We start from the raw sequence: 13,419 nt of genomic DNA, 5'->3' as shown, positions 1-13,419 counted from the left end.
ATGGAACAAAAAGAGACGATAAAGATCAAATATCTGAATGACAAAATAGAAAAGTTATGTTATATCGACGGCAAAAGCGACTGGATCGATCTGCGTGCCGCAGAGGATGTGACCTTAAAAAAAGGCGAGTTCGCAATGATCCACTTAGGCATTGCTATGCAGCTGCCGGCAGGCTATGAGGCGTGTGTGATCCCGAGAAGCAGTACCTACAAGAATTTCGGCATTATTCAATCCAACCATATGGGACTGATCGATGAGACTTACTGCGGACCGAATGACTGGTGGCGCATGCCGGTCATCGCCATGCGGGATACTGAGATCCATGTCAATGACCGCATCTGCCAGTTCCGCATCCAGAAGCATCAGCCGAAGATCGTGTTTGATGAGGTGGAGGAACTGACCGGGGAAGACCGTGGCGGTTTTGGAAGCACAGGAAGAAAGTGATTCGTCAAATTGTACATGAAAAAGTCCAGTTTTCGTCACTCTGACGAAAACTGGAAATCTCGGAAGAGCACATGGGCAGAACACACAACAAAAGAACGGAATCTTTATGGAATCCACATATAGCTAAAAAATACGGAATAAGGTATAGTAGTCTTAGTTGAAAGAGAACAAAAAACAATGTTCAAAACACGATGTACATATTTTAGGAGGTAATTAAAAATGGCTAGTTTATCATTAAAGAACGTATGCAAAAAATATCCGAACGGCTTTGAAGCTGTTAAGGATTTCAACCTTGAAGTAGAAGATAAAGAATTCATCATCTTTGTTGGACCGTCTGGATGTGGTAAATCTACTACACTTCGTATGATCGCAGGTCTGGAAGAAATTTCATCCGGTGAATTATCCATCGACGGAAGAGTCGTAAACGATGTAGAGCCGAAGGACAGAGATATCGCAATGGTATTCCAGAACTACGCTCTGTATCCGCATATGACCGTATTCGACAATATGGCATTCGGTCTGAAATTAAGAAAAGTTCCGAAGGATGAAATCAAAAAGAAAGTCGAAGAAGCAGCTAAGATCCTTGATCTTGAGAAACTGCTTGACCGTAAACCGAAGGCTTTATCCGGTGGACAGAGACAGCGTGTTGCCATGGGTCGTGCAATCGTTCGTAATCCTAAGGTATTCCTTATGGATGAGCCGTTATCCAACCTGGATGCAAAATTAAGAGTACAGATGCGTTCTGAGATTTCTGCATTACATCACAGACTCGGCGCTACCATCATCTATGTAACACATGATCAGACCGAAGCTATGACACTCGGAACCAGAATCGTTGTATTAAAAGATGGTGTCATCCAGCAGGTAGATTCCCCGATCAAGTTATACAATGAGCCGGATAACCTGTTCGTTGCAGGATTCATCGGATCTCCGCAGATGAACTTCGTAGACGCTCAGTGCGTAGTAGAAGGCGACAAAGTTACACTGAAATTCGACAAATTCAGCGCTGTATTACCGCCTGCAAAGGCTAAGAAGCTGATCGACGGAGGTTATGCAGGAAAGACTGTTATCCTTGGTATCAGACCGGAAGATATCAGTGATTCCCAGATCGAAGTTGAAACATTCAAGAGCAGCCTGATCGAAGCTGATGTAACCGGATACGAATTACTTGGTGCAGAAGTATTACTGTACTTCCAGATCGGTGGAGCAAACTTCACTGCAAAGGTTGATTCCAGAACACCTGCACGCATGGGCGATCATGTAAGATTTGCATTTGATCCGAGCAAGATCCATGTATTTGACAAAGAGACAGAATTGACAATTACCAACTAATTCGGTAAGATAACAATTAAATATAATGCTTAGAACCGGGTGTTATGTTACATCCGGTTCTTTTAATGCCAGAAGCAGACGGAAAGGAGTGGGAAACCAATGTTGTCAAATCATAAGATCCAGGTGGCGTTAGAAGAGATCAAGGAGATCTCCAGAACCGACCTGGCACTTTACGACGATAAGGGAAAACAGATCGCGGCAACCTTTGAGCCGGAACCGGAGATTTGTATGGCAATCGGAAATTTTATGGATTCCATGGCAGAGAGCCAGATGTTTTCGGGATGTCACTTTTTTAAGGTGGTCGTTGAAAATGAGGTGGAGTATGTGCTGATCGCACAGTCGGCGTCCGAGGAAGCCTATATGATCGGAAGGCTTGCGGTCTGCCAGATCCGCAATATCGTACTGTCCTACCGGGAACAGTTTGACCGGAATAATTTCATGCAGAACATCCTGCTTGGAAACATGCTCGTGGTGGACATGTACAACAAAGCGCAGAAGCTGCATATCGAGCAGGCGCGCCGGATGGTCTATGTGATCGAGGTCGAGGGAAAAAATGATTCGGTGATCATGGAAACGGTGAAAGGGCTGTTTTCCGATAAAAATAAAGATTTTGTCACGGAGGTGGACGAACAGAATATTATTCTGGTCAAAGACGCGACAGAGCTCGGATCCGAAGAAGAGGCGGAAAATATTGCGCGTATGATCGTTGACACCTTACACGCCGAGGCGATGGTGCGTGTGCGTGTGGGATACGGCACTGCGGTGGATAAGCTGCAGGATATTCCGAAATCCTATCAGGAAGCCAAGATGGCGCTGGAAGTCGGAAATATCTTTTATGTGGAGTCAGAGACGATCTCCTACGCGAGACTCGGAATCGGCAGACTGATCTATCAGCTTCCGATGAGTTTGTGCGAGATGTTCATCGCGGAGATCTTCGGGGAACGCAAGCTGGATCTCGATGACGAGACCCTTGTGACGATCCAGAAGTTTTTTGAGAATAATCTTAATATCTCGGAGACGGCAAGACAGCTTTATGTTCACCGCAATACGTTGGTGTACCGTCTCGAACGTTTACAGAAGATGATCGGGCTTGACATCCGTAAATTTGAGGATGCCATGACGTTTAAGATCGCGATGATGGTTATTGCGCATATGACATACCAGACAGGTGGGCTGGAAGAATAGGCGCGTGTTAGAAAAGAAAGATAGGGAGTTAGAATAGAATGGCAAAGAATACAGCATATGATGCGAACAGCATTTCCGTACTGGAAGGACTTGAGGCGGTACGGAAAAGACCTGGTATGTATATCGGAAGCGTATCGAGAAAGGGATTGAATCACCTGATCTATGAGATCGTGGACAACTCGGTGGATGAACATCTTGCGGGCGTCTGTGATACGATCTGGGTGACGCTCGAGGCAGACGGTTCCTGCACGGTGGAAGATAACGGGCGTGGAATACCGGTTGGAATGCATAAAAAAGGGGTTTCGGCGGCGCGTATCGTATTTACGACACTTCATGCAGGAGGAAAATTTGACAATGCCGCTTATAAGACCAGCGGTGGTCTGCATGGGGTAGGTTCGTCTGTGGTCAATGCGCTTTCCACATATATGGATGTGGAGATCAGCAGGGACGGTGCCATTCATCATGACCGTTATGAGCGCGGAGTGCCGGTGCTCGCGCTTGAGAACGGACTGCTTCCGGTGATCGGAAAAACAAAAAAGACCGGAACAAAGATCAATTTCCTGCCGGATCCGGAAATCTTTGAGAAGACCCGTTTTAAAGAGGATGAGGTAAAAAGCCGTCTGCATGAGACCGCGTATCTGAACCCGAAGCTTACGATCATCTATGAGGATAAGCGTGGCGAGGAGACAGAACACATCGTATTCCATGAGGAAGACGGTATTGTGGGCTTTGTAAAGGATTTAAACAAGAATTTAGAAACGATCCATGATGTGGTCTACTTCAGCGGTGAGAGCGAAGGCATTGGCGTGGAGGTCGCGTTCCAGTATACGAATGAGTTCCATGAAAATATTCTGGGCTTCTGTAACAATATCTACAACGCGGAGGGCGGAACACATATTACCGGTTTTAAGACAACATTTACGACAGTCATTAACTCCTATGCGAGGGAGCTTGGCATTTTAAAGGAAAAGGACGCCAACTTTACCGGAACGGATGTGCGAAACGGAATGACGGCGGTCATTTCGATCAAGCATCCGGATCCGCGCTTTGAGGGGCAGACCAAGACGAAGCTCGACAACCAGGATGCGGCGCGTATTACCGGAAAGATCACGAGTGATGAGATCCAGCTTTATTTCGATAAAAACTTAGACACGTTAAAAGCGGTCATTTCCTGTGCGGAAAAGGCGGCAAAGATCCGTAAGACGGAGGAGAAGGCAAAGACCAATCTTTTGACCAAACAGAAGTTTTCGTTTGACTCCAATGGAAAGCTTGCCAACTGTGAGTCCAGAGATGCCGCAAAATGCGAAATTTTTATCGTTGAGGGAGATTCTGCCGGTGGCTCTGCAAAAATGGCAAGAAACCGTATGTTTCAGGCAATCATGCCGATCCGTGGTAAGATCCTTAATGTAGAGAAGGCGAGTATCGACAAGGTGCTTGCGAATGCGGAGATCAAAACGATGATCAACGCGTTCGGCTGTGGATTTTCCGAGGGATACGGCAATGACTTTGACATCACAAAGCTGCGCTATGACAAGATCATCATCATGGCGGATGCCGATGTGGACGGCGCGCATATCTCAACGTTGCTTCTGACCCTGTTTTACCGCTTTATGCCGGAACTGATCTTTGAGGGACATGTCTATATCGCTATGCCGCCACTCTATAAGGCAATTCCGAGCAGAGGGGAAGAAGAGTATCTTTATGATGATGACGCGCTGGCAAAATATCGCAAAACGCATAAGGGATCTTTTACCTTACAGCGTTACAAAGGACTTGGGGAGATGGATGCGGAACAGCTCTGGGAGACGACGCTGAATCCGGAAACCAGACTGTTAAAGAAGGTGGAGATCGAGGATGCCATCACAGCGTCGGATGTGACTGCGATGCTGATGGGAACCGATGTGCCGCCGCGCAAGGCATTTATTTACAAGTACGCAAAGGATGCGGAAATTGATGCGTAAAAGATTTTAGGATAGAAGGTAGGAAATATGCTGACAGAAGATCGACTGATTCACACGGAATATTCCGAGGTAATGCAAAAATCATATATCGACTATGCGATGAGTGTAATCATTTCAAGAGCGCTGCCGGATGTGCGTGACGGTTTAAAACCGGTACAGCGCCGGACGCTTTATGATATGTATGAGCTGGGTATCCGCTACGACAAGCCGTACCGTAAGTGCGCGCGTATTGTCGGAGATACCATGGGTAAATACCATCCGCATGGAGACAGCTCCATTTATGAAGCGCTGGTCGTTATGGCACAGGATTTTAAAAAAGGGATGGCGCTTGTTGACGGGCATGGAAACTTTGGCTCGATTGAGGGAGACGGAGCCGCAGCCATGCGTTATACGGAAGCGCGCTTGAAGAAACTGACCCAGGATGTCTATCTGTCCGATCTTGACAAGGATGTGGTCGATTTTGTACCAAACTTTGATGAGACGGAGAAAGAGCCGGAAGTGCTCCCGGTCAAAGTCCCGAACATTTTGATCAACGGCGCGGAAGGGATCGCGGTCGGTATGGCAACGAACATCCCGCCACATAACTTTGGCGAAGTGATCGACGGTGTGATCGCGTACATGAAAAATCCGGATATCAATACGGAACAGATGATGGAATACATCAAAGGGCCGGATTTCCCGACCGGCGGTATCGTCACAAACAAAGACGAACTGCTTTCCATCTATTCTACCGGTATGGGAAAGATCAAGATCCGCGGAAAAGTGGAAGTGGAAAAAGGAAAAGGCGGCAGGGAGCATCTGGTGATTACGGAGATCCCGTATACGATGATCGGCCTCAATATCGGAAAATTCTTAAATGATGTCTATGGTCTTGTAGAGTCCAAAAAGACGACCGATATCGTGGATATTTCCAACCAGTCTTCCAAGGAAGGCATCCGTATCGTCATTGAGGTGAAAAAGGGCACGGACATTGAGAATTTAAAGAACATGCTCTACAAAAAGACAAAATTGGAGGATACTTTCGGTGTCAATATGCTCGCAGTCGCGGACGGAAGACCGGAGACACTCGGCATTGTGCCGCTGATCCGGCACCATGTGAATTTCCAGTATGAGCTTGCAACCAGAAAATATAAGACCCTGCTTGCAAAGGAACTCGATAAAAAGGAGATTCAGGAAGGATTGATCAAGGCATGCGATGTCATCGACCTGATCATTGAGATCCTGCGCGGCAGTAAAAATGTGAAAGACGCGAAGGCGTGCCTGATGACGGGAGATATCACAAATATCCGCTTAAAATCAAAGAAATCGGAAGAAAAAGCCATGCAGCTGCGCTTTACCGAGCGGCAGGCGTCCGCGATCCTTGAGATGCGTCTCTATAAGTTGATCGGTCTTGAGATCGAAGCACTGATGAAAGATCATGATGAGACGTTAAAGCATATCGCGGAATACGAGGATATTTTGAGTAACCGCGCAACGATGGCAAAAGTGATTATAAAAGAGCTGGAACGTTATAAGAAAGAATACGCGATGCCAAGGAGAACCGCGATCGAGAACGCGGCGGAAGCGGTCTTTGAGGAAAAGAAGATCGAAGAAATGGATGTTGTGTTCCTGATGGATCGTTTCGGATATGCAAAGACCATTGACGTGGGAGCGTATGAACGGAACAAAGAGGCGGCGGATACGGAGAACCGCTATATCCTGCGCTGTAAAAATACCGACAAGATCTGTATTTTTACGGACAGGGGACAGATGCATCTGTTAAAAGTCTTAGATCTTCCGTACGGAAAATTCCGTGACAAGGGAACGCCGATCGATAATCTGAGCAATTACAACAGCAGTGAGGAAAATCTGGTCTATATTGCGCCGATGGCGGATATCCGGCAGAAGAAACTCCTGTTTGGAACAAAAACGGCAATGTTAAAACTGGTGAGCGGAGCAGAGTTTGATGTGGCAAAGCGCACGACAGCGGCTACAAAGTTAAACGAGGGGGACATGGTTCTCTTTGTGCATCCGGTGGCGGAAAGCGACCATATTGTGATGCAGTCCGCAAAGGATATGTTCCTGCGCATAGAGGCAGGAACGATCCCGGAAAAGAAAAAGGGCGCGGTAGGTGTCCGCGGGATGCGTCTGGCATCCGGCGATCAGCTTGAGGCGATTTATCTTTTAAGAGAGGAAGATGAGCCGGTCAGCGTTAGGATAAAAGACAAAGAAGTGGTGTTAAACCGTCTGCATGTGGCGAACCGGGACACCAAAGGAGTAAAGCGATGAAAAAGACGATCCTGTTTGATCTTGACGGAACACTGGTAGATTCAGGTCCCGGAATCACAAAATGCGCACAGTACGCGTTGGATCATTTTGGGATCCATGAGCCGGAGACGGAAAAACTGGCATTCTTTGTCGGACCGCCGCTTATGAACACTTTTATGGAACATTATGGATTTTCGGAGGAGCAGGCGAAGCAGGCAGTTGCAAAATACCGGGAACGCTACCACAAGACCGGAATCTTCGAGTGTGAGCTTTATCCGGACGTCGAAGAGGTGCTTGTCACGTTCAAAGAAAAAGGGTATCGGACAGCGCTTGCGTCCTCCAAGCCGGAGAGCTCCTGCAAAAAGATTCTGGAGCATTTTTCAATCCTTTCGTATTTTGATGAAGTGACCGGGGCTGAGATGAACGGCCCGCGCAACGAAAAGGTGGATGTGCTGATCGAGGCACTGCGCCGTATGGAGAAAAAACCGGAGGAGTGCGTGCTGATCGGGGATACGAGGTTTGACGCGATCGGTGCCGCCAAACTCCACATGGAGTGCATCGGCGTGTCCTACGGCTATGGAACAGCGGAAGAACTGCTTGCGGAGGGCGCAAAAGTGGTACTGCCTTCCATGAAAGAGGTGGAACGTTATCTTGTGGAGCACGAAAATTAGAAACATATGGGACGCGCTGTATCCGGTCGCGTTGTATGTCGTGGTATCTGACTGTGTTTATATGCTGCTTACACTTGCAATCGGGGAAAATACCATAAGTCCGATGGCGCTTCAGATTTTGACGGCACTTTTGTCCTCGCCGTCGATCGTCTATCCCTACTTCAGTGACAGGAGAGGGCAGCCACAGGAAATGAGGGAAAAAAAGCTGTTCCGGCTGCTGCTCGTCTGCGCGGCGGCGGTATGCCTGTCGGTTTCGTTAAATAACCTGATCCTGATGACCGACTTGAAAGAGCAGTCAGAGACTTATCAGAAAGTAAACGCGTCGTTTTTCAGCAGTACCGTGTGGGTGGAGCTTTTCGGAACTTCTGTTGTGACACCGATACTTGAAGAAATGCTGTACCGGGGGATTGTTTATAACCGATTAAAGCGCAGTGGCAGGATGGGAATGGCGATCGTTATATCCGGGCTCGTCTTCGGGCTTATCCACTTTAATCTTGTCCAGTTTCTGTATGCGGGACTGATCGGGATCTTTCTTGCGGTGGTCTATGAGACCGAAGGAACACTGCTTGTGCCGGTGCTTGCGCATGCGGCGGCAAATGCGGTAGCGGTAGCGCGGGTAGAAACCGGATTTTTGCAGGGATTTACAGAAGAAAATCAATTTTTTGTTCCAATATCCTTGTGTTTGCTCGCAATATCCATTATAATAACAGCGTACCTCACAAAGGGCAGGCTATTTGAGAAACAACTTAAATACAATTAAAGAAAAAATAAGCAAAGGGGCTTATCGTACAGAAAAAATTATTTTCGCAGACGGCGGAAATAAGAAAAAGATGTGCGTATAAGCCTCTTTTTTATATAAAATATCTCAAATAGTCAGAAAATAATTACAAAACTGCTTTGCAGTCATATTATCAGACAATATAACGAAAATAATTATTTACAAATGAAAAAAAAAGTTGTATAGTATGTTTTAACAAGCGGAAAACGGGATTTTTCGTAGTACAGAGAAAGGAAGATAAGATGGAAGCACAGGTAAATGAAAGCAACAGAACCGCGCAGGGTATGTATGATCCTCGGTTCGAGCATGACAACTGCGGTATCGGTGCTGTCGTAAATATCAAAGGCGTTAAGAGCCATGCGACAGTGGAAAACGCACTGAAGATCGTAGAGAACTTGAAGCACAGAGCAGGAAAGGACGCAGAAGGAAAGACCGGTGACGGTGTTGGTATTCTGTTACAGATTTCACATAAGTTCTTTACCAAGGCAGTAAAGCCGCTTGGTATCGAGCTGGGCGGAGAGAGAGACTACGGTATCGGTATGTTTTTCTTCCCGCAGGACGAGCTTGCACGCAATCAGGCAAAGAAGATGTTTGAAGTCATCATCGACAAAGAAGGCATGGAATTCCTCGGATGGAGAGAAGTGCCGACCGACCCGACCAAACTTGGTAAAAAAGCGGTTGACTGTATGCCATGTATCATGCAGGCATTTGTAAGACGTCCGAAGGATGTTGCGAAGGGACTGGACTTCGACCGCAAGCTTTATGTTGCGCGCCGTGTATTTGAACAGAGTAATGATAATACCTATGTGGTTTCCTTATCCAGCCGTACGATCGTATACAAGGGTATGTTCTTAGTGGATCAGCTGCGTATGTTTTTCGCGGATCTGCAGGACAAGGATTATGAATCCGCGATCGCCATGGTACACTCCCGTTTTTCAACGAACACAAATCCGAGCTGGGAGAGAGCGCATCCGAACCGTTTTATCGTACATAACGGTGAGATCAATACGATCCGTGGTAATGCCGATAAGATGTTGGCAAGAGAAGAGACCATGGAGTCCGATCACTTAAAGGGTGAGCTGCAGAAAGTCCTTCCGGTAGTAAATACCGAAGGTTCTGACTCGGCAATGTTGGATAACACACTGGAATTCCTGGTAATGAGCGGTATGGATCTTCCACTTGCGGTTATGATAATGATCCCGGAACCGTGGTCGAACAACGCGCTGATGGCACAGAAAAAGAAAGATTTCTATCAGTATTACGCGACCATGATGGAGCCGTGGGACGGACCTGCTTCCATTCTTTTCTGCGATGGCGATAAGATGGGTGCGGTACTTGACCGTAACGGCCTTCGTCCTTCCCGTTATTACATTACGGATGACGATCAGCTGATCCTTTCTTCCGAGGTCGGCGTACTGGATATCGATCCGACCAAGATCGTGGCGAAGGAGAGATTGAGACCGGGCAAGATGTTACTGGTAGATACGGTCGAAGGACGCGTGATCGATGATGAGGAATTAAAAGATTATTACGCAAGCCGTCAGCCGTATGGTGAGTGGCTTGACCGCAATCTGATCCAGTTAAAGGATTTAAAGATCCCGAATGAGCGTGTGCCGGAATACAAAAAAGAAGACCGCCAGAAAATGCAGAAGGCGTTCGGTTATACGTATGAATCCCTGCGTGATGTCATCCTTCCGATGGCAAAAAATGGTGGAGAGGGTACAGCAGCGATGGGTATCGATACTTCCCTCGCGGTACTTTCCAATGACCGTCAGCCGCTGTTTAACTATTTCAAACAGCTGTTCGCTCAGGTAACCAATCCGCCGATCGATTCCATCCGTGAGAAGATCGTAACTTCCACAACCGTTTACATCGGTGAGGACGGAAACCTTCTCGAGGAAAAACCGATCAACTGTCAGGTGTTAAAGGTCAACAACCCGATCCTTACCAATACCGACCTGATGAAGATCAAATCGATGAAAGTGGAAGGCTTTAAAGTTGTAGTTCTTCCTATTATATATTACAAGAATACGAGTCTGGAAAAAGCGATCGACCATCTCTTTGTAGAGGCGGATCGTGCATACCGTGACGGAGCAAACATTCTGATCCTCTCCGACAGAGGCGTGGATGAAAACCATGTGCCGATCCCGTCCTTGCTTGCCGTATCCGCGTTACAGCAGCATCTGGTAAGCACCAAGAAGAGAACAGCGGTTGCGATGATCTTGGAGTCCGGGGAACCGAGAGAAGTTCATCATTTTGCGACACTTTTGGGTTATGGTGCCTGTGCGATCAACCCGTACCTGGCACAGGATACGGTAAAGCAGTTGGTAGACGAGCATATGCTTGACAAAGATTATTACGCTGCGATCGATGATTACAACAACGCGATCATGACCGGTATCGTAAAGATCGCGTCCAAGATGGGTATTTCCACGATCCAGTCTTATCAGGGATCCAAAATCTTTGAAGCGATCGGTATCGACAAGGATGTGATTGACAAATATTTCACAAATACGGTGAGCCGTATCGGAGGAATCACACTGGAAGATATCCAGAACAATGTAAACGCACTGCATTCCGAAGCATACGATCCGCTCGGATTGGAGACAGACCTCACATTAGACAGTGTGGGACGTCATAAGATGAGAAGCGGAAGCGCACAGCACATTTACAATCCGCAGACCATCCATCTGCTGCAGCAGTCAACCAAACGCGGTGATTATCAGATGTTCAAGCAGTATACGGATCTTGTGGACAGCGAAGAGCGGCACATGAACATCCGTGGACTGATGGATTTCAATTATCCGAAAAAAGGTGTTCCGCTTGAAGAGGTTGAGAGCGTGGATTCCATTGTGACCAGATTTAAGACGGGCGCAATGTCCTACGGTTCTATTTCCAAAGAAGCGCATGAGACACTGGCGATCGCGATGAACCGTCTCCACGGTAAGTCAAATACCGGTGAAGGTGGTGAGGATCCGGATCGTATCGCAAGCAAGCACAGCAAGTTGGACCGCTGCTCTGCGATCAAACAGGTAGCATCCGGACGTTTCGGTGTTACCAGCCGTTACCTCGTAAGTGCGGAAGAGATCCAGATCAAGATGGCACAGGGCGCAAAGCCTGGTGAAGGCGGACATCTTCCGGGCAAAAAGGTATATCCGTGGATCGCAAAGACCAGACTTTCCACGCCGGGCGTGGCACTGATCTCCCCGCCGCCACATCATGATATCTACTCGATCGAAGATCTGGAGCAGCTGATCTACGATCTGAAGAATTCAAACCGTGACGCGAGAATTTCGGTAAAACTGGTATCTGAGGCAGGCGTTGGTACAGTAGCAGCCGGTGTTGCAAAGGCAGGAGCGCAGGTTGTACTGATCTCCGGTTATGACGGTGGTACCGGTGCGGCTCCGCAGAGTTCCATCCACAATGCGGGACTTCCGTGGGAGCTCGGGCTTTCAGAGACACATCAGACACTGATCATGAACGGACTGCGTAACAAGGTTCGTATCGAGACCGACGGTAAGCTGATGAGCGGACGTGATGTTGCGATCGCGGCACTGCTCGGTGCAGAGGAATTCGGTTTCGCGACTGCACCGCTTGTAACAATGGGCTGTGTCATGATGCGTGTCTGCAACCTGGATACCTGTCCGGCAGGTATTGCGACACAGAATCCGGAACTGCGCAAACGTTTTGCGGGAAAACCGGAATATGTAGAAAACTTCATGCGCTTTATCGCGGAAGAACTGCGTGAATATATGGCAAAATTAGGTTTCCGTACCGTGGATGAGATGGTCGGAAGAAGTGATCTGTTAAAGGTTCGTGAGGATCTGGCAGGACATGAAAAAGAGATCGATCTGTCCAAGATCTTAAATAACCCGTTTGCGGACGCAAAGCAGAAGGTTACCTTTGATCCGAAACAGGTATACGATTTTGAACTTGAAAAGACCAAGGATGAAAAAGTCCTCTTAAAACAGCTCGCGGGAGCGCTCGAAAAGGGCGAGAAGCGCAGCATTGACGTGGAAGTGACCAACACCGACCGTTCCTTTGGTACGATCTTTGGTTCCGAGATCACAAAACGTTATGATGACAAGCTGGATGAGGATACCTTCATTATCAAATGTAACGGCGCTGGCGGACAGAGCTTTGGTGCGTTCATTCCGAAAGGACTGACCCTGGAACTCGTCGGCGACAGCAACGATTACTTCGGAAAAGGTTTATCCGGCGGAAAACTTGTGGTATATCCTCCGGCAGGTGTCAAGTTCAAAAAAGATAAAAATATCGTAATCGGTAACGTGGCATTGTACGGTGCGACCAGTGGGAAGGCATTTATCAACGGTGTTGCCGGTGAGCGGTTCTGCGTGCGTAACTCAGGCGCTACCGCAGTCGTAGAAGGTGTCGGCGATCACGGATGTGAATACATGACCGGCGGACGTGTGGTAGTCCTTGGAAAGACCGGAAAGAACTTTGCGGCAGGTATGAGCGGCGGTATCGCGTATGTACTCGATGAAGATAACGATCTTTACACCCGCATGAACAAGGAGATGGTATTCTCCGAGGAAGTGACATCCAAGTATGATGTTATGGAATTAAAAGACATGATCAAAGAGCATGTCGCACTGACAAATTCGGAAAAAGGAAAAGCAATCTTAGACAATTTCAGCGAGTATTTGCCGAAATTTAAAAAGATCATTCCGTATGATTACAACCGTATGATGATGGCGATCGTCCAGATGGAGGAAAAAGGTCTTTCTTCCGAACAGGCACAGATCGAAGCATTCTACGCAAATATGAAGAATTAGGGAGG

General features: G+C 47.5%; 8 protein-coding genes. All 8 read left to right on the top strand.

All coding sequences use genetic code 11. The annotated features are described in order from the left end of the window. The 8 genes from H8Z76_RS07180 (at position 1) to gltB (ending at position 13,414) form a co-directional block, all read left to right on the top strand. Positions 1–444: a dUTP diphosphatase gene (locus tag H8Z76_RS07180; protein WP_022514577.1), complete on the top strand. Its 444-nt coding sequence runs from the start codon at positions 1–3 to the stop codon at positions 442–444. A 219-nt stretch (positions 445–663) separates the two neighbouring features. Then, a complete protein-coding gene (locus H8Z76_RS07175; RefSeq protein ID WP_147618554.1) occupies positions 664–1,776 on the top strand; it encodes an ABC transporter ATP-binding protein in 1,113 nt (370 codons plus the stop codon). A gap of 99 nt (positions 1,777–1,875) precedes the next feature. After that, positions 1,876–2,961 (top strand): PucR family transcriptional regulator, encoded by a 1,086-nt coding sequence (locus H8Z76_RS07170; RefSeq protein WP_186982053.1) that lies wholly within the window; start codon positions 1,876–1,878, stop codon positions 2,959–2,961. Positions 2,962–2,999: 38 nt separating this feature from the next. Beyond that, the gene (locus H8Z76_RS07165) at positions 3,000–4,922 is read left to right on the top strand and encodes a DNA gyrase/topoisomerase IV subunit B (RefSeq protein WP_022516256.1); all 1,923 of its coding nucleotides are present in this window, start codon (positions 3,000–3,002) and stop codon (positions 4,920–4,922) included. A gap of 27 nt (positions 4,923–4,949) precedes the next feature. Next, complete coding sequence (locus H8Z76_RS07160; RefSeq protein WP_186982052.1) at positions 4,950–7,190, top strand: DNA gyrase/topoisomerase IV subunit A; 2,241 nt, start codon at positions 4,950–4,952, stop codon at positions 7,188–7,190. Continuing rightward, complete coding sequence (locus H8Z76_RS07155; protein WP_147618556.1) at positions 7,187–7,840, top strand: HAD hydrolase-like protein; 654 nt, start codon at positions 7,187–7,189, stop codon at positions 7,838–7,840. The genes H8Z76_RS07160 and H8Z76_RS07155 overlap by 4 nt, the downstream gene beginning before the upstream one ends. Next, positions 7,821–8,600: a CPBP family intramembrane glutamic endopeptidase gene (locus tag H8Z76_RS07150; protein ID WP_186982051.1), complete on the top strand. Its 780-nt coding sequence runs from the start codon at positions 7,821–7,823 to the stop codon at positions 8,598–8,600. Before H8Z76_RS07155 ends, H8Z76_RS07150 begins: the two co-directional genes overlap by 20 nt. A 260-nt stretch (positions 8,601–8,860) precedes the next feature. Further along, entirely contained in the window at positions 8,861–13,414 is a 4,554-nt protein-coding gene (gene gltB, locus H8Z76_RS07145; RefSeq protein ID WP_147618558.1) for a glutamate synthase large subunit, read from the top strand. Positions 13,415–13,419 lie beyond the last annotated feature (5 nt).

Origin of the sequence: Roseburia yibonii (assembly GCF_014297335.1) — a bacterium.
In the GTDB taxonomy this organism is placed as follows: domain Bacteria; phylum Bacillota; class Clostridia; order Lachnospirales; family Lachnospiraceae; genus Roseburia_D; species Roseburia_D yibonii.
Note: the sequence above shows the minus strand (reverse complement) of the source record. Positions and strands in the feature narration are given on the sequence as shown.